The sequence below is a fragment of the Variovorax sp. Soil_C_26 genome, assembly GCF_057657075.1.
Window position 1 is genome coordinate 223,955 of the sequence record NZ_JBDGJC010000002.1, and the last position, 17,353, is coordinate 241,307.

The following is a 17,353-nucleotide window of genomic DNA, read 5'->3' on the forward strand; positions in this document are numbered from 1 at the left end:
CACCGATGACGCCCTCGCTGCTCCAGAAGATCGCGCAGACCCGCACCGGCGCGCCGGCCACGCGCCGCGCGATCCTCGACCTGATCCTCGAGGACCCCGATCGGGTGCTCGAGGAAAGCTTCGAATCGCTGGCCGCGCGCTCGGGCAGCTCGGTGCCGACCATCATGCGCACCTGCCGCGACCTCGGCTTTGCCGGCCTGCGCGAATTCAAGCTCGCGCTGGCGCAGGACCTCGCGCTCGGCGGTTCGCCGCTGCATCGGCGCGTGAACATCGAGGACGCGGCCGACGAGGTGGTCTCCAAGATCGCGCGCAGCGCCGCGGCCTCGGTCTCGGGCGTGCGCAGCCAGCTCGACATGCAGGTGCTCGACGGCGCCGTGGCCGCCATCGCCGCCGCACCGCACGTCGACCTGTATGGCGCGGGCGCCACCTCGTGGTTCATGGCCAACGACCTGCAGGCGCGGCTGTTCCGCCTCGGCCTCTCGGCCAACGCCTGGGCCGACTACCACCTGCAGCAGGTGGCCGGCGCGGCGCAGCGTCCCGGCGGCGTGGTGATCGCGATCTCGCACGTGGGCGGCATGCCCTCGCTGCTCGACGCGGTCGACATCGCACGCGGGCAGGGCGCCAAAGTGGTCGCGCTCACGCGGCCGGGCACCGCGCTCGCCGCCAGGGCCGACTTCCTGCTCGGCCTCTCGGTGCCCGACGACGCGGTGATGCACGTCGGCATCGACGCCTACCTGGCGCACCTCACCGCGATCGAGATCCTCACGGTGCTGGTGGCGCAGCGCCGCGGCGAGCCGGCCGTGCAGCGGCTGCAGCGCGCGCGCGAGGCCTTCCAGCGCCACGGCATCGATGCCAGCACCCATCCGCTGCAGAGCTGGGACGGCGGCGGCATCCATCCGAAGGACGCCGCGGCATGACGACGGGCACCGCGCAGAGGCCCGTGCTGCTCGAGGCCGGCCTGGTGGTCGACGGCGCGGGCGGCCCCGCATGGACCGGCGACGTGCTGCTCTCGGCCGACCGCATCGTCGCACTCGGCGAAGGCCTGCGCGAGCGGCTCCCGATGGGCCTTTCGCTCTGCGACCTCGACGTGGTCGACTGCCGCGCCAGGGTGATCGCGCCGGGCTTCATCGATGCGCACACGCACGACGATGCGATCGTGCTGCGCGATCCGCTGTGCCTGCCCAAGCTCTCGCAGGGCATCACTACGGTGGTCACCGGCAATTGCGGCATCTCGCTCGCGCCCTACCGCACGCCGCAGTCGTTGCCGCCCCTCACGCTGCTCGGCGCCGACTCGTTCCGGCATGCGAGCATGGCCGCCTACCGCGCTGCGGTCGATGCGGCGCAACCCGCGCTCAACGTGGCGGCGCTCGTGGGTCACACGACCTTGCGCTTCGCGGCCATGGCCGCGCTCGACCGGGCCGCGACGGACGACGAACTCGCGCGCATGGCGGCGCTGCTCGACGACTGCATGGCCGAAGGGGCGCACGGGATGTCGTCGGGGCTCTTCTACGAAGAGGCCTTTGCCGCACCGGCCGAGGAAGTGACCGCGCTCGCACGTGTCGTCGCACGCCACGGCGGCGTGTACGCCACGCACCTGCGCAGCGAGATGCAGCAGATCATCGAGGCGTTGCACGAAGCTGGCGACACGGCCTTCGACGCCGGCGTGCCGCTGGTCATCTCGCACCACAAGTGCGCCGGTCCCGCCAACTGGGGCCGCACCAAGGAAACGCTGCCGCTGATCGAAGCGCTGGCCCAGCGGCAGCAGATCGCGATGGACGCCTATCCCTACGTTGCGGGCTCCACCGTGCTGCGCGAGGACCTCGTCGACGGCGTCATCGACGTGCTGCTCACCTGGTCCGACCCGCACCCCGAGATGACCGGCCGGCTCGTGGCCGACATCGCGCGCGAGTGGGGCGTGAGCGAGCAGAAAGCCGCCGTGCGCCTGAAGCCCGGTGGCGCCTGCTATTTCCAGATGCAGGAAGAAGACGTGGAGCGCGTGATCGCGCATCCGCTCACCATGATCGGCAGCGACGGCCTGCCGCACGACCGCCATCCGCATCCGCGGTTGTGGGGCGCGTTCCCGCGCGTGTTCGCGCGCTACTGGCGCGAGCGGCGCCTCTTCACGCTCGAGCAGGCGGTGCACAAGATGACCGGCATGACCGCGCGCAACCTGCGCATCGCCGACCGCGGCCTGCTGCGGGCGGGCGCGATGGCCGACGTGGTGGTGTTCGACCCCGAGACCATCGCCGACACCGCGACCTACGACAAGCCGCACGGCGTGAGCCTGGGGATCGAGCGGGTGTATGTGAACGGCGTTCTTGCCTACCGCGGCGATGCGGGCGAGGCGCGCGTGATCGCGCGCGCGGGGCGCATGCTGACGCGCGCCGCTAAACCACGAACGGAATGAACCGCCGCGTGCGCCCCATGTAGTCGCGGTACGCCTCGCCGAAATGCGCGAGGCATTCCTTCTCGTCGCTGAGCGCCGTCAGTACCAGCAGCACCGTGGCGGCCAGCACCAGCGCGAGCGTGAGCCAGGTGAACTGCTTGAGGAACGCGCCCCAGGCCAGCAGCATCAGCGCGGTGTACATCGGGTGGCGGATGTAGCGGAAGGCGCCGGTGCTGACGATCGACGAGGTCTTCTCGAAGGCGTACAAGGCGGGGTCGTCGCCGCGCGCCTCGGTCGGCTTGCCATCGGCCTTGAGCCGCCGGACGGCGTGGATCGGCAGCCAGATCGACACGACGAACATCAGGCTCGACACGATCTGCACTGGCGATGACGGGTTGGCATGCCAGACCGGCAGGTTCACGATGATGAGAACCAGCATGCATTCCCACGCGAAGAAGCGGTAGAACCCGTGCGAGCCCGGCTGGCGCAGCGGCCCGCGCGAGACGTACACCAGCGCGGCGGAGCCGGCGACGAAGAGAAGGATCTGGAACCAGAAGAGCATGGCGGCCGAATCTACACGGACCGCCGCCCTTCAGCCAGATATGGAGAACCCGCCGTCGACCGGAATGGCCGTGCCCGTGACGTAGTTGGAGGCTTGGCTCGCGAGGAACACGGCGGTGCCGGCGATGTCGGCCGGCTGGCCCCAGCGGCCGGCGGCGGTGCGGGCCACCACGCGGTCGTAGAGCGTGGGGATCAGCGTTCGCGCACCGTCGGTCAGTTCGGTCTCGAACCAGCCCGGCAGGATGGCGTTGACCTGGATGTTGTCGGCTGCCCACGAGAGCGCGGTCGACTTGGTGAGCTGCACGATGCCGGCCTTGCTGGCCGCATAGGCCGGCGCGTAGGGTGCGCCGAAGATCGACATCATCGAGCCGATGTTGATGACCTTGCCGCCGCCGGCGCGCTGAAGGTGCGGGTGCGCGGCGCGGCTGCAGAGGAACGCGCTCGTGAGGTTGGTGTCGAGCACCTGGTTCCATTCGGCCAGCGAGAGCTGGTCGACGGGCTTGCGCACCGTGGTGCCCGCGTTGTTGAGCAGGATGTCGAGCCGCCCGCAGCGTGCCGCGGCTTCGTCGATGGCCTGCTGCACCGAGGCCTCGTCGCGCACGTCGACTTCGAGGGCGAAGCTGTCGCTGCCGAGCGCCTGCAGCCTTTCGACCGCGGCGGCCGACTTGGCGGCATTGCGCGCCGCGACGACGACGCGCGCGCCGGCCTTGGCCAGGCCTTCGGCCATGCCGAGGCCGATGCCGCCGTTGCCGCCGGTGACGAGCGCTGTTTTTCCGGTGAGATCGAACATCAGGGGGCTTCCGCTTTCTTGGAGACGAGGGTCAGGATATCGTAGCTCGCGACCAGCTCGCCGTCCTGGTTGGTCACCTCCACGTCCCACGCCACCACGCCCTGGCCCTGGCCGCTGGCGTCTTTCTTCCGGCGGTCGATCTTGCGCTTGCAGGTCAGGCGCGCCTGGATGGTGTCGCCGATGCCCACCGGCTTGACGAAGCGCAGCGTGTCGAGGCCGTAGTTGGCGAGCACCGGGCCCGGCGACGGAGAGACGAACAGCCCGGCCGCGGCCGACAGCACGAAGTAGCCATGCGCGATGCGCTTGCCGAACGGCGACTGCCGCGCCGCGACCTCGTCAAAGTGCATGTAGAAGTAGTCGCCCGAGATGCCGCCGAACGCCACGATGTCGGCTTCGCCCACGGTGCGGCGGTGGGTGAGCAGCGAGTCGCCGATCTGCAGTTCCTCGAAGTGGCGCCGGAACGGATGCACCTCGCTCTCGCGCACGGCGGCGCCGCGCACATGCTCGCCGGTCACGGCCGAGAGCATGGTGGGCGAGCCCTGCACCGCGGCGCGCTGCAGGTAGTGCTTGACGGCGCGCAGGCCGCCGAGCTCCTCGCCGCCGCCCGCGCGGCCCGGTCCGCCATGCTTGAGCTGGGGCAGCGGCGAGCCGTGACCGGTCGATTCTGCCGCGGCTTCGCGGTCGAGCACGAGCAGCCGGCCGTGCCATGCGGCGGCCACCGGAATCGCGCGGGCGGCCATGGCGGGGTCGCGCGTGACCAGCGTGCCCACGAGGCTGCCGCGTCCGCGCGCGGCCAGCGCCAGTGCCTCGTCGATGCCGTCATAGGGCATCAGTGTGCTGACCGGGCCGAAGGCCTCGACCTCGTGCGCCGCGTCGTGTTCGAGCGGCTTGCGGCTCAGCAGCAGGGTGGGCGCGAAGAAGGCGCCTTCGGCCACGCCGTCGCCGAGCGGCCCGAAGCCGTCGCGCTCGCCGTAGACCAGCTCGGCGCCTTCCAGCAGCGTGGCCACGCGCGCGGCCACGTCGGCCTGCTGCGCATGCGAGGCCAGCGCGCCCATGCGCACCTCTTCACGCGCGGGGTCGCCGATGACCGTCTTGGCGAGCCGCGCGCGCAGGCGCTCGGCCACCGCGTCGAGGTGTTGGCGCGGCACGATCGCGCGGCGGATCGCGGTGCACTTCTGGCCGGCCTTGATGGTCATCTCGCGCGCCACTTCCTTCACGAAGAGATCGAACTCCTCGTCGTCGGGCGTCACGTCGGGCGCGAGGATCGCGCAGTTGAGCGAATCGGCCTCGGCGGTGAAGGGGATCGAACGGGCGACGAGGTTCGGATGCACGCGCAGCTTGGCGGCCGTGTCGGCCGAGCCGGTGAAGGTGACCACGTCGGGCTCCAGCAGCCGGTCGAGCAGGTCGCCGGTGCTGCCGACCACGAGCTGCAGGCTGCCCTCGGGCAGGATGCCCGACTGCACGATCAGCCGCATCAGCGCCTCGGTGACGAAGCTGGTGGCGGTGGCCGGCTTGCCGATGCAGGGCATGCCCGCGAGGAAGCTCGGCGCGAACTTCTCGAGCAGGCCCCACACGGGAAAGTTGAAGGCGTTGATGTGCACCGCGACGCCGCCGCGCGGCACCAGGATGTGCGTGCCCGCGAAGCCACCCTTCTTGCCGAGCGGGAACGCCGGGCCCTCGTGCATGAGGTTGCCCGAGGGCAGCTCGTTGGTGCCGATGCCGGCGTACGCGCTCAGCGTGCCGGCACCGCCTTCGATGTCGATCCAGCTGTCGGTGCGCGTGGCACCCGTGTGGGCCGAGATCGCGTAGAGCGTTTCCTTGTTCGCGGCGAGGTACTTGGCCAGGGCCTTGAGGCGCTCGGCGCGCTGTTGGAAGTCGAGCTTCATGAGCGCGGGGAGGCCGGTGCGCCGCGCGTGCTGCAGCGCCTCGGCGAAGTCGATCGCCTCGGCGTGCGTGCTCGCCACGGGGCGGCCGTTGACGGCGCTGCGCAGCGACTGTGCGCTCTGGTTGCCGACCCAGCGGCCGGCGATGTAGCTTTGGAGTGTGGTCATTGCGTGTGTCCTTGTATTGGCTCCTTCCCCCTCCGGGGGAAGGTTGGGATGGGGGCATGCGGCGCTTGATTCGAACCCAGCGCTTCCTCGAACGCCGTCGTGCCCCCACCCCAACCCTCCCCCGAAAGGGGAGGGAGAAAAACGAATCAGGCGGCTTCCTTCCTGCCGATGCCCAGGTACGTCTCGATGATCCGCGGGTCGTGCAGCAGCTCGCGGGCATCGCCTTCGAGCGCCACGGCGCCCATCTCGAGCACATAGGCGCGGTCGGCCACCTGCAGCGCGGCACGTGCGTTCTGTTCCACCAGCAGCACCGAGACGCCGTGGCTGCGCAGTTGCGACACCACGCGCAGCACCTCGCGCACCACCAGCGGCGCGAGGCCGAGCGAGGGCTCGTCGAGCATCAGGAGCCGCGGCCGCGCCATCAGCGCGCGGCCGATGGCGAGCATCTGGCGCTCGCCGCCCGACAGCGTCGAGGCCATCTGCGGGCGCCGCTCGCGCAGGCGCGGGAAGATCTCGAACACTTCCTCCATGCGCGCGCGCTGGTCGCGCTGGCCCTTGCGCCAGCGGTAGAAGCCCCCGAGCAGCAGGTTGTCCTCGACCGACATCTCGCCGAACAGCTCGCGCCGCTCGGGCACCAGCGCGACGCCGCGCGCCACCATCGCCTCGACGCTCGGGCGTGCGATGGTTTCGGCGCCCAGGCGCAGCGTGCCGGTGGAAGGCAGCAGGCCCATGGCCGCGCACAACAGCGTGGTCTTGCCGGCGCCGTTGGGCCCGATCACGGTGACGATCTCGCCTTCGTTCACCTGCAGCCGCACGCCGTGCACCGCCTCGACGGTGCGGTAGGCGACACAGAAGCCGTCGAGTTGGAGAATCGGGGCGCTCATCGCACGGCCTCCTGCAGGTCGTCGTCGGCACTGCCGAGGTAGGCCTCGAGCACGCGCGGATCGGCCTGCACCTCGGCGGGCGTGCCGGTTGCGATCACGGTGCCGAATTCGAGCACCGTCACGCGGTCGGCCAGGTTCATGACGAATTCCATGTCGTGTTCCACCACCAGGATGCCGAGGCCTTCAGTGCGCAATTGGCCGAGCAGGTCGGAGAGCGCGCGCTTCTCGAGATGGCGCAGGCCCGCGGCTGGCTCGTCGAGCAGCAGCACCGAGGGCTGGCCCGCGAGCGCTCGCGCGATCTCGACCACGCGCTGCTGCCCCAGCGAGAGCGAGGCGGCCGGCGCATCTGCATGGCCGCCGAGGCCGCAGCGTTCGATCTGGCGGCGGGCCTCGGCGAGCAGCGCAGCTTCTTCGGTGCGGTCCAGCCGCAGCATGGCGGAGAGCCAGCCGCGGCGGGCGCGCAAGTGGGCGCCGAGCGCCACGTTCTCCACCACGCTGCGCTGCCCCAGCAGCCGCACATGCTGGAAGGTGCGGCCCAGGCCCAGCGCGGCAAAGGCGCGCGAAGGCTTCCCGGTCATCGGCTGGCCCGCGAGCCGCACGCCGCCCGCGCTCGGGTCGTCGACGCCGGAGACCATGTTGAAGAACGTGCTCTTGCCGGCGCCGTTCGGGCCGATGAGCGCATGGATCTCGCCGGCCTTCAGCGTCATGGAGATCGCGTCGTTCGCCACCAGGCCGCCGAAGCGCTTGCTGACCTCGTTGGCCTCCAGCAGCACGGTACCGGCGGCGGGCAGCGTGCGTTGCGCGAGCTGCTGCGCGGCAACCACCGTCGGCTGCGCGCCGCCCGTGCGGGGCTTCTCGCGCACCCAGCGGTGCGACAGGCGCGCCAGCGTGGGCCAGAGCCCGTCGGCGAAGCGCTGCAGCACGAACAGCATCAGCAGGCCGAACACGATCACCTCGAAGTTGCCGCTGGTGCCGAGCAGCGAAGGCAGAACGTCCTGCAGCTTCTCCTTCAGCAGCGTGATGAGCGCGGCGCCGAGCACCGCGCCCCACAGGTGGCCTGCGCCGCCCACCACCGCCATGAACAGCAGCTCGATGCCGATGTTGAGGTTGAACGGCGTCGGGTTGACGAAGCGCTGCAGGTGCGCATAGAGCCAGCCCGACACGGCGGCAAGCAGCGCCGCGAGCACGAAGAGCTTGATGCGGTGCCGCGCGGTGTCGACGCCCATCGACTCGGCCATCAGCCGCCCGCCCTTGAGCGCGCGGATGGCGCGCCCTTCGCGCGAATCGAGCAGGTTGTGCATGGCCCAGAGCGCGAGCAGCAGCACGGCCCAGATCACCACGCCGAGCGCGCGCGGCGAGGCGAACGAGAAGCCCGCGACGACCAGCGGCGGCACGCCCGTGATGCCGGTCTGGCCACCGAGGAACCCCATGTTGCCGAACAGGTAATAGAGGCTCAGGCCCCAGGCGATGGTGCCGAGCGGCAGGTAGTGGCCCTGCAGCTTGAGCGTGACCGCGCCGAGCGCCCAGGCGAGCGCGAAGGTCAGCACCAGGCCCAGCAGCAGCCCGGCCCAGGGCAGCAGCGCGGAGTCGGCGAAGCCGCCCAGCCATGCGGCGACCATCGGCGAGGTGCAGATCCAGGCGGTGGCATACGCGCCCATGCCGACGAAGGCGGCCTGCCCGAACGAGGTCATGCCGCCCACGCCGGTCAGCAGCACCAGGCCGGTCGCGACCAGCGCATAGAGCCCTATGTTGCTGAGCACCGAGACCGTGAAGTCCGGCAGGAAGCCCCAGGCCAGCGCGAGCGCCCCCACGAAGGCCAGCGTGAGCTGGCGCGGCGTGACCAGCGGCGGGCGCACGGGTGCCGCCGCGGCGTCGGCAGTGGCGTTGGAAGATGCGGTGCGGTTCATTCCTCGTCCTCCACATGGTGGCTGTGCAGTGAGCGCCACCACAGCACGGGGATGATCAGCGTGAAGACGAGCACCTCCTTGTACGGGCTGGCCCAGAACGAGGCGAAGGCTTCGAGCTGGCCGACCAGCAGTGCGCCCGCAAGCGCCAGCGGATAGCTCGCAAGCCCGCCCACGATGGCCGCGACGAAGCCCTTCAGGCCGATCAGGAAGCCGGTGTCGTAATACACCGTGGTGAGCGGCGCGATCAGGAGGCCCGACACCGCGCCGATGAGCGCTGCGAGCGCGAAGCTCAGGTCACCCGAGAGCCCCGTGGGAATGCCCGACAGGCGCGCGCCGACGCGGTTGATCGCGGTCGCGCGCAGTGCCTTGCCGACCATCGAGCGGCCGAAGAAGAGGAACATGGCGATCACCAGCAGCAGCGTGATGCCGACCACGACCAGCGACTGCCCGCTGACCGGAATGCCGCCGATGTCGAAGCGCGCGTCGGAGAAGGCGGTGGTGCGGTAGCCCTCGGCGCCGAAGAACAGCAGGCCCAGGCCCACCAGCACCCCGTGCAGCGCGACCGAGACGATCAGCAGCATCAGCACGCTGGCGTCGGCCAGCGGCCGGTAGGCCAGCCGGTAGAGCAGCGGTCCGAGCGGCGCGATCAGCACCAGCGTGGTCAGAGCCTGTGCGGCCATCGAGGTCGGGCGCAGCCCGAGCACGAGCGCGCAGGCCGCGGCCGGCAGCACCACGCACCAGGCCAGCGTGGAGCCCCACTCGACCAGCGCGCCGCGCTTCCAGCGCCAGGCTTCCACCACCAGCACCATGGCCGCGAGCGCGACCAGCAGCCACAGCGTGGCCGGCACACTGCCCGCCTGCAGCATCGCCATCGACAAGGCGCCGAAGGCGACGAACTCGCCCTGCGGGATGAAGATCACGCGCGTGACCGAGAACACCAGCACCAGCGCGAGCGCCATCAATCCGTAGACGGCGCCGTTCACGATGCCGTCCTGCCCGAGCAGCAGGGCGATCTGAAAATCCATGGAAGAAAACCTTCGGAAATCGGTGTGTTGCTCCTTCCCCCTTTGGGGGAAGGCGGGGATGGGGGCAGGCGCGGCACTTGCGGTTGCGCGGCGTTCAATGCCGCCGTGCCCCCACCCCAGCCCTCCCCCAGCGGGGGAGGGAGCAAGTCATCAGGGCTGGAATTTCCAGGCGCCGTTCTCGATCTTGACCATCACGCGCGCGCGCTGGTCGAGGCCCAGGTGGTCCTTCTCGGTCATGCTGAACACGCCATGCGCGCCCGACACTTCCTTGACCTGCTCGAGCGCATCGCGCAGCGCCGCGCGGAACTCCGGCGTGCCGGGTTGCGCCTTCTTGAGCGCGACCGGCACGGCTGCCGTCATCAGGAGGCCCGCGTCCCAGGCATGCGCGCCGAAGGTCGAGACCGAGTTCTTGCCGTTCGCGGCCTCGTAGGCGCTCACATAGGCGAGCGCCGACTTCTTCACCGGGTGGCTGGCCGGCAGCTGCTCGGCCACGAGCACCGGGCCCGCGGGCAGGAAGGTGCCTTCGACGTCCTTGCCGCCCACGCGCAGGAAGTCGGCGTTGGCCACGCCGTGCGTCTGGTACATCTTGCCGGTGTAGCCACGCTCCTTGAGCGTCTTCTGCGGCAGCGCGGCCGGCGTGCCCGAGCCGGCGACGAGCACCGCATCGGCCTTCGTCGCCATGATCTTCAGCGCCTGGCCGGTGACCGAGGTGTCGGTGCGCGCGTAGCGCTCGTTGGCGACGACCTTGAGCTTCTTCAGCTCGGCGGCCTTCGCGAACTCCTGTGACCAGCCTTCGCCGTAGGCGTCGGAGAAGCCGATGAAGGCCACGGTCTTCACGCCGCTGGCCGCCATGTGCTCGGCGATCGCAAGCGACATCATGATGTCGTTCTGCGGCGTCTTGAAGACCCACTTCTTCTTGTCGTCCATCGGCTCGACGATGCGCGCCGAGGCGGCGATGGAGATCATCGGCGTCTTCGCCTCGGCGACCACGTCGATCATCGCGAGCGAGTTGGGCGTGGTGGTCGAACCCAGCACGATGTCGACCTTGTTCTCGGCGATGAGCTTGCGGGTGTTGGCCACGGCCGCCGTGGTGTCGGAGGCATCGTCGAGCACGATGTAGTTGATCTTCTGGCCTCCGATGGTCTTGGGCATCAGCGCGATGGTGTTCTTCTCGGGAATGCCGAGCGACGCGGCCGGGCCGGTGGCCGAGAGCGTGACGCCGACGTTGACGTCGGCCCAGGCGGCAGCGGCGGTGGCGCAGAGCGCGGCGATCAGCAGGGGCTTGAAGAAGAATTTCATGGGTGGTTGTCTCCGGTGTTGTCGATGGGTGAGGGGTGATGGTTGTTCTTATCGTTCGTCGAACGACAGCGTGACGCGCTCGGTCAGCGGATGGGCCTGGCAGGTCAGCACGAAGCCTGCGGCGACTTCATTCTTGTCGAGCGCGAAGTTCCTTTCCATGCGGACTTCCCCCTCCACGCACTTGGCGCGGCAGGTTCCGCACACGCCCGAGGTGCACGAGAAAGGCACCTCGAGCCCGGCGGCCGATGCCGCATCGAGGATGCTGGGCTGTCCTTCGGTGAAGGTGATCTCGCGTTGCAGGCCGTCGCGCACGATCGTCACGCGCGCCTGCCTCGCGTCGCCCGGCAGCGCTTCGTGCACCACGGCACCGACCTGTGCGCCCGCGCCCGCCGAGGGCAGCGCGACGCCGAATCGCTCGATGTGGATGCGGTCCTCGGGCACGCCGGCCGCCAGCAGCGCCGCCTCGGCCTCGTCGTTCATCTGGAACGGGCCGCAGACATAGGCATGGTCGATGCCGTGCGCCGGCACCACGGTGCGCAGGAAGTCGCCGATCTTCGCGCGGTCCATCACCCCGCTGCCGAGCGGCGAATCGGTCTGCTCGTCGGAAAACACATGGTGCAGCACGAGCCGCGTCATCCATCGGTTCTTCAGGTCCTCGATCTCTTCCTTGAACATCGTGGACTGCAGCTGCCGGTTGCCGTAGACCAGCGTGAAGCGGCTTCGGGGCTCGCGCGCCAGCACGGTCTTCATGATCGACAGGATCGGCGTGATGCCGCTGCCGCCCGCGATGCCGACGTGGTGCCGTGCGGCGCCGGGTTCGATCGGCACGAAGAAGCGGCCCTGCGGCGCCATCACCTGCACCGTGTCGCCGGGCTGCAGGTGCGCGTTGATCCAGTTCGAGAACACGCCGCCGCGCACCTTGCGCACGCCCACGCGAAGTTCGCCGTCGTCGAGGCCGGCACAGATCGAGTACGAGCGACGCAGGTCCTGGCCGTCGATCTCGCGGCGCAGCGTGAGGTACTGCCCCTGCGTGAAGCCGAAGACCTCGCGCAGCGCGGGCGGCACGTCGAACGAGACGATCACGGCCTCGGCGGTGTCGGGTTCGACCGCCTTCACGCGCAAGGGGTGGAAAAGGGTGCTCATCTAGATCGGCTTGAAGTGTTCGAAGGGTTCTTGGCAGGCGAGGCAGCGGTACAGCGCCTTGCAGGCGGTCGAGCCGAAGGCCGAGAGACGTTCGGTACGCTCGCTCTCGCAGCGTGGGCAGGCGATGCGTTCGCCCGCGATGCGGCCGAAGAGGCGGATCGGTACCGCGGTGCCGGCGGCGGCTTCGGCCGAGAGGTGCGCAGGCGGTGCGATGCCGTAGGCCTTGAGCTTCGTTCGCCCTTCGTCGCTGATCCAGTCGCTCGACCATGCGGGTGCGCGGCGCAATGTGGCGCGCGCCGGGCCGAGCCCGGCCCCGGCGATGGCGGCCAGCACGTCGTGTTCGATGGCCTCGGTGGCGGGGCAGCCGGAGTAGGTCGGCGTCAGCACGATCTCGAGGCCGTCGTCATGCTCGATGACCTCGCGCACGATGCCGAGGTCGCAGACCGAGACCGCCGGCACCTCCGGATCGGGCACGCCGTGCAGCACGGCCCAGGCCGCGTCCACGCGCGAGGCGGCCAGTGCGTTCGCCGTCACCACACGCCTCCGGGATAGGCGCGCTGCAGGTGCTGCATCTCGGCCAGAAGGTAGCCCATGTGCTCGCTGTGCACCCCCCGCTTGCCGGTGCTGCGAAAGGCGGCTTCGGCCGGCATCGCGAGGCCTGCGCCGTCGAGCACCTGCTGCATCTCCGCGAGCCAGGGCGCGCGCAGTTCGCTCCATGCGGGGCCGAGGCCGCTCGCGCTGGCTGCGGCATCGACCTCGTCGCTTTCGAACAGTTCGGGCATGTAGAGCCAGAGCTGCTTCAAGGCCTTTTCGGTGCGGCGGCGCGATTCGTCGGTGCCGTCGCCGAGGCGGACCACCCAGTCGGCCGAGTGCTGCTGGTGGTAGCGCGCCTCTTTCAGCGCCTTGCCGGCGATGCCCGCCACCTCGGCATCGTTCGATGTTGCGAGGCGCTGCCACAGCAGCTTGAGCAAGGTGGCGACCATGGTGTTGCGCACCACGGCGAAGGCGAAGTCGCCGCGCGGCAGCTCGACGAGCGTGAGGTTGAAGTAGTCGCGCTCGTCGCGAAGGTAGGCGAGCTGGTCCTCGTCATGCGCGCGGCCCTCTTCTCCACCGGAAGCCTCGAGCGTGCCCGCGTGCGTGAGCAGCGCGCGCGCCTGGCCCACGAGGTCGAGCGCGATGTTGGCCATCGCGATGTCTTCCTCCAGCACGGGCGCGTGGCCGCACCATTCGCCGAGCCGCTGCGCGAGCACGAGGCAGGTGTCGCCGATGCGCAGCAGGTACTGCACGGCGGGTGTCCGGTTCAGTTCGATCGATGCTTGCATGGCGGCGCTCACATGTGGTCGACCGACTTGGGCAGCGCGTAGAAGGTCGGATGCCGGTACACCTTGTCTTCGGCGGGGTCGAAGTACATGTCCTTCTCGCCCGGATCGCTCGCCACGATCTGGTCGGAGCGCACCACCCAGATGCTGCTGCCTTCCTGGCGGCGCGTGTAGACATCGCGCGCCATCTGGATCGCCATCTTCGGGTCGGCGGCATGCAGGCTGCCGCAGTGCTTGTGGTCGAGGCCGGCCTTGCTGCGCACGAAGACTTCCCACAGCGGCCACTCTTGCTTGGCGTCGGCGTTCATGCGGCTTCCTTCATCGGTTGCTTGGCGGCGTGGGCCAGCGCGGCTTCGCGCACCCATGCGCCGTCTTCCCAGGCGTCGACGCGGGCCTGCAGGCGCTCGCGGTTGCACGGGCCATCGCCGCCCACCACGCGCCAGAACTCGCTCCAGTCGATGGTGCCGAAGTCGTGCGCCTGGCGTTCTTCGTTCCACTTCAGGTCGGGGTCGGGCAGCGTCACGCCGAGGATGCGCGCTTGCTCGACCGCGGCGTCGATGAACTTCTGGCGCAGCTCGTCGTTGCTGACGCGCTTGATGCCCCAGCGCATCGACTGCGCGCTGTTGGGCGACTGGTCGTCGGGCGGACCGAACATCATGATCGAGGGCCACCACCAGCGGTTGACGGCGTCCTGCACCATCGCCTTCTGCGCGTCGGTGCCGTGCGTCATCATCGTCAGCAGCGACTCGAAGCCCTGGCGCTGGTGGAAGCTCTCCTCTCGGCAGATGCGGACCATGGCGCGCGCATAGGGCGCATAGGAGCAGCGGCAGATCGGCACCTGGTTCATGATGGCCGCGCCATCGACCAGCCAGCCGATGGTGCCCATGTCGGCCCAGCTCAGCGTGGGGTAGTTGAAGATCGAGCTGTACTTGGCGCGGCCGCTGTGCAGCGCGTCGAACATCTGGTCGCGCGAGGTGCCGAGCGTCTCGGCCGCGGCATACAGGTAAAGGCCATGACCGCCTTCGTCCTGCACCTTGGCGAGCAGGATGGCCTTGCGCTTGAGCGTGGGCGCGCGGCTGATCCAGTTGCCTTCGGGCAGCATGCCGACGATCTCGGAGTGGGCATGCTGGCTGATCTGGCGCACCAGCGTCTTGCGGTAATGCTCGGGCATCCAGTCTTTCGCCTCGATGAATTCGCCGGCATCGATGCGCGCCTCGAAGCCTTCCTCGCGCTGCATCTCCTGGGCGGAACGCACGGCTTTCTTCTTGCCGTCTGCCGCGTCCTTGCCCATGGTGTCCATGGCCTGGGTGTACATGTGCGTGTCCTTTGAAACGGTGTGGTGGAAATCAGCCCCGGGGACGGGTGTCGACCACCCGCCGGGCCTTGCCGGTCTGCGTGCGTTCGATCGAATCGGGGTCGAAGACGCGCACCGTCGTCGAGATGCCGACCAGCGTCTTCACGCGGTCCTGCACCCAGCTGGCGATGGCGTCGCGTTCGGCTTGCGCCACGCTCGCGTTGCGGTGCTCGAGCTCGCAGTGCACCTCGACCTCGTCGAGCAGCCCCTCGCGGCGCACGTGCACCTGGTAGAGGCCGGAGAGCCGGCCTTGCGCCAGCACGATCTCCTCCACCTGCGTGGGAAAGACGTTGACGCCGCGGATGATCATCATGTCGTCGCTGCGCCCGACGATCTTGCCCATGCGGCGGAAGGCACGCGAGGTGGGCGGCAACAGGCGCGTGAGGTCGCGCGTGCGGTAGCGCACGATCGGCATCGCCTCCTTGCTGAGCGAGGTGAAGACCAGTTCGCCTTCCTCGCCGTCGGCCTTGAGCTCGCCGGTGTCGGGGTCGATGATCTCGGGGTAGAAGTGGTCTTCCCAGATCACCGGGCCGTCCTTGCTCTCGACGCATTCGCTCGCCACGCCGGGGCCCATCACCTCCGAGAGCCCGTAGATGTCGACCGCGTCGATGCCGGCCTTGGCCTCGATGTCGCGGCGCATCGCCTCGGTCCAGGGCTCGGCACCGAAGATGCCGATGCGCAGCGAGCTGTCCTTCGCGTCCAGCCCCTGGCGCTCGAACTGCTCGATGATCACCTGCATGTAGCTCGGCGTGACCATGATGATGTCGGGCCTGAAGTCTTGGATCAGCTGCACCTGCTTCTCGGTCTGGCCGCCCGATACCGGAATGACGGTGCAGCCTGCGCGCTCGGCGCCGTAGTGCGCGCCGAGGCCGCCCGTGAAGAGCCCGTAGCCGTAGGCCACGTGGACCATGTCGCCCGCGCGCCCGCCCGCGGCGCGGATCGAGCGCGCCACCAGGTCGGCCCAGGTCTCGATGTCGTTCTTCGTGTAGCCGACCACGGTCGGCTTGCCGGTGGTGCCCGACGAGGCATGGATGCGCGCGACCTGCTCGCGCGGCACCGCGAACATGCCGAAGGGGTAGTTGTCGCGCAGGTCGCTCTTGACCGTGAACGGAAACTTCGACAGGTCGGCGAGCGTTTTCAGGTCATCGGGGTGCACGCCCTTGGCATCGAAAGCGCGGCGGTAGTGCGGCACGTGGTCGTAGGCGCGCTGCAGCGTGGCGCGCAGGCGCTGCACCTGCAGCGCGGTGATCTCGTCGCGGCTCGCGGTCTCGATCGGTTCGAGTTCGCCGGGGGCGGGGTGTCTTGCGGTCATGGCGGCGTGTCTCCTCAGGCTTCGGCGGGCACGGCAGGGCGGCCCTTGGCCGTGTACGAACGGCCGCGGAACATCGCGATGCGCTCGCCGCGCTGGTTGGTGATCTCGGTGTCGTAGACGCCGGTGCGGCCGGCCTTCGAGACTTCGAAGCAGCGCGCGGTCAACAGGTCGCCTTCGCGTGCCGGTGCGATGAAGTCGATCGAGAAGCCCGAGGCGACGGTCAGTTCGTTGTACGAGTTGCAGGCGAAGGCAAAGGTCGAATCGGCCAGCGTGGCCATGAAGCCGCCGTGGCAGATGGCGTGGCCGTTGAGCATGTCGGCGCGCACGCGCATCTCGATCGTGGCCTGGCCGGGGCCGACCTCGACGATGCGCATGCCCAGGCCCTTGCTCGCGTTGTCGTTGGCGAACATGCCGTCGCGCACGTGCTCGGCGGTCTGCTGCGGGGTGCGTGTGGGTTCACTCATGGCTCAGCGGTCCTTGAAGACGGGGAGGCGCTTGGCACGGAAGGCCTCGACGCCTTCGCGGTAGTCGCCGGCATGGCCGAGGTCGCGCTGGGTGCGGGCTTCCTCGGCGAGCGCTTCGTCGAGGCGCAGGCCGTCGGCGGCGGCCATGGCCTCGCGCGTGGCGACGAGCGCGCGCGTCGGCATGGCCGCGAGCCGGGCGGCGAGGGCGGCGGCCGTCTCGGCGAGCACCGCGTCGTCCACGCATTGCCAGATCAGCCCGATGCGCGCCGCTTCTTCCGCGGGGAGCTTGTCGCCGAGCATCGCGAGGCCCAGCGCGCGCGCCGGACCGACGAGCCGCGGCAACAGCCAGGTGCCGCCCGTGTCGGGCACGAGGCCGATCTTCGCGAAGGCCTGGATGAAGCTCGCCGAACGGCCGGCCACCACGAGGTCGCAGCACAGCGCGAGGTTCGCGCCCGCGCCCGCGGCCACGCCGTTGACCGCGGCGACCACCGGCACCGGCATCGAGCGGAGGCGCGAGACCAGCGGGGCATAGAAGGTGGCGATGACATGGCCCAGGTCCTTGGGCGCGGCACCGGGGGCGGGGTCGGGCGCCACCGAGGGATCGGCGAGGTCCTGGCCGGCGCAGAAAGCGCGGCCCGCGCCCGTAAGCACAAGGCAGCGCACCGCCGTGTCCTCGGCCGCCTCTTCGAGTGCGGCCATCAGCGCGGCATGCAGTTCGGTCGTGAAGCTGTTGAGCGCCGCGGGCCGGTTGAGGCGCAGCGTGCGGACGGCGCCGGCATCGTCGATGAGAACCAAAGGTTCTGCCATGGGCTTTGTCTCCCGTTGTTCAAGAAGGGCGGCCAGCAGCGCAAACACTAT

At 69.7% G+C, this 17,353-nt stretch carries 17 protein-coding genes; 2 read left to right on the forward strand and 15 right to left on the reverse strand.

Annotated features, from left to right (window positions below; all coding sequences use genetic code 11):
- Positions 1-5 precede the first annotated feature (5 nt).
- Entirely contained in the window at positions 6-917 is a 912-nt protein-coding gene (locus AC3A6G_RS06500) for a MurR/RpiR family transcriptional regulator (RefSeq protein WP_487873360.1), read from the forward strand.
- Entirely contained in the window at positions 914-2,407 is a 1,494-nt protein-coding gene (locus tag AC3A6G_RS06505) for an N-acyl-D-amino-acid deacylase family protein (protein ID WP_487873361.1), read from the forward strand. The genes AC3A6G_RS06500 and AC3A6G_RS06505 overlap by 4 nt, the downstream gene beginning before the upstream one ends.
- Here the strand turns inward: AC3A6G_RS06505 and AC3A6G_RS06510 are convergent.
- The 15 genes from AC3A6G_RS06510 to AC3A6G_RS06580 form a co-directional block, all read right to left on the reverse strand.
- The gene (locus tag AC3A6G_RS06510) at positions 2,388-2,948 is read right to left on the reverse strand and encodes a methyltransferase family protein (protein ID WP_487859389.1); all 561 of its coding nucleotides are present in this window, start codon (positions 2,946-2,948) and stop codon (positions 2,388-2,390) included. The genes AC3A6G_RS06505 and AC3A6G_RS06510 overlap by 20 nt on opposite strands.
- A gap of 30 nt (positions 2,949-2,978) precedes the next feature.
- Positions 2,979-3,737, reverse strand: coding sequence for an SDR family NAD(P)-dependent oxidoreductase (locus AC3A6G_RS06515; protein WP_487873362.1), 759 nt, complete (start codon positions 3,735-3,737; stop codon positions 2,979-2,981).
- The gene (gene paaZ, locus AC3A6G_RS06520; RefSeq protein ID WP_487873363.1) at positions 3,737-5,788 is read right to left on the reverse strand and encodes a phenylacetic acid degradation bifunctional protein PaaZ; all 2,052 of its coding nucleotides are present in this window, start codon (positions 5,786-5,788) and stop codon (positions 3,737-3,739) included. Before paaZ ends, AC3A6G_RS06515 begins: the two co-directional genes overlap by 1 nt.
- A gap of 146 nt (positions 5,789-5,934) precedes the next feature.
- Positions 5,935-6,672, reverse strand: a complete 738-nt coding sequence (locus tag AC3A6G_RS06525; protein WP_487873364.1) for an ABC transporter ATP-binding protein — start codon at positions 6,670-6,672, stop codon at positions 5,935-5,937.
- Complete coding sequence (locus AC3A6G_RS06530; protein ID WP_487864252.1) at positions 6,669-8,579, reverse strand: branched-chain amino acid ABC transporter ATP-binding protein/permease; 1,911 nt, start codon at positions 8,577-8,579, stop codon at positions 6,669-6,671. The genes AC3A6G_RS06525 and AC3A6G_RS06530 overlap by 4 nt, the downstream gene beginning before the upstream one ends.
- Entirely contained in the window at positions 8,576-9,604 is a 1,029-nt protein-coding gene (locus AC3A6G_RS06535; protein ID WP_487859394.1) for a branched-chain amino acid ABC transporter permease, read from the reverse strand. Before AC3A6G_RS06535 ends, AC3A6G_RS06530 begins: the two co-directional genes overlap by 4 nt.
- A gap of 150 nt (positions 9,605-9,754) precedes the next feature.
- The gene (locus tag AC3A6G_RS06540; RefSeq protein WP_487859395.1) at positions 9,755-10,903 is read right to left on the reverse strand and encodes an ABC transporter substrate-binding protein; all 1,149 of its coding nucleotides are present in this window, start codon (positions 10,901-10,903) and stop codon (positions 9,755-9,757) included.
- Between the two features lie 48 nt (positions 10,904-10,951).
- Positions 10,952-12,046, reverse strand: a complete 1,095-nt coding sequence (gene paaE / locus AC3A6G_RS06545; protein WP_487873365.1) for a 1,2-phenylacetyl-CoA epoxidase subunit PaaE — start codon at positions 12,044-12,046, stop codon at positions 10,952-10,954.
- Positions 12,047-12,583, reverse strand: coding sequence for a 1,2-phenylacetyl-CoA epoxidase subunit PaaD (gene paaD, locus AC3A6G_RS06550; RefSeq protein ID WP_487859397.1), 537 nt, complete (start codon positions 12,581-12,583; stop codon positions 12,047-12,049).
- A complete protein-coding gene (gene paaC, locus AC3A6G_RS06555; protein WP_487873366.1) occupies positions 12,577-13,368 on the reverse strand; it encodes a 1,2-phenylacetyl-CoA epoxidase subunit PaaC in 792 nt (263 codons plus the stop codon). The genes paaD and paaC overlap by 7 nt, the downstream gene beginning before the upstream one ends.
- An 8-nt stretch (positions 13,369-13,376) precedes the next feature.
- Complete coding sequence (gene paaB / locus AC3A6G_RS06560) at positions 13,377-13,673, reverse strand: 1,2-phenylacetyl-CoA epoxidase subunit PaaB (RefSeq protein WP_487859399.1); 297 nt, start codon at positions 13,671-13,673, stop codon at positions 13,377-13,379.
- Positions 13,670-14,680, reverse strand: a complete 1,011-nt coding sequence (paaA, locus tag AC3A6G_RS06565; protein ID WP_487873367.1) for a 1,2-phenylacetyl-CoA epoxidase subunit PaaA — start codon at positions 14,678-14,680, stop codon at positions 13,670-13,672. The genes paaB and paaA overlap by 4 nt, the downstream gene beginning before the upstream one ends.
- A 31-nt stretch (positions 14,681-14,711) precedes the next feature.
- A complete protein-coding gene (paaK, locus tag AC3A6G_RS06570; protein ID WP_487864249.1) occupies positions 14,712-16,031 on the reverse strand; it encodes a phenylacetate--CoA ligase PaaK in 1,320 nt (439 codons plus the stop codon).
- Positions 16,032-16,045: 14 nt separating this feature from the next.
- Positions 16,046-16,495 carry a hydroxyphenylacetyl-CoA thioesterase PaaI gene (gene paaI, locus AC3A6G_RS06575; protein ID WP_487873368.1) on the reverse strand — a complete coding sequence of 150 codons (450 nt, stop codon included), beginning with the start codon at positions 16,493-16,495 and terminating at the stop codon, positions 16,046-16,048.
- A gap of 3 nt (positions 16,496-16,498) precedes the next feature.
- Positions 16,499-17,302, reverse strand: a complete 804-nt coding sequence (locus AC3A6G_RS06580) for an enoyl-CoA hydratase-related protein (RefSeq protein ID WP_487873369.1) — start codon at positions 17,300-17,302, stop codon at positions 16,499-16,501.
- Between the last annotated feature and the right edge of the window lie 51 nt (positions 17,303-17,353).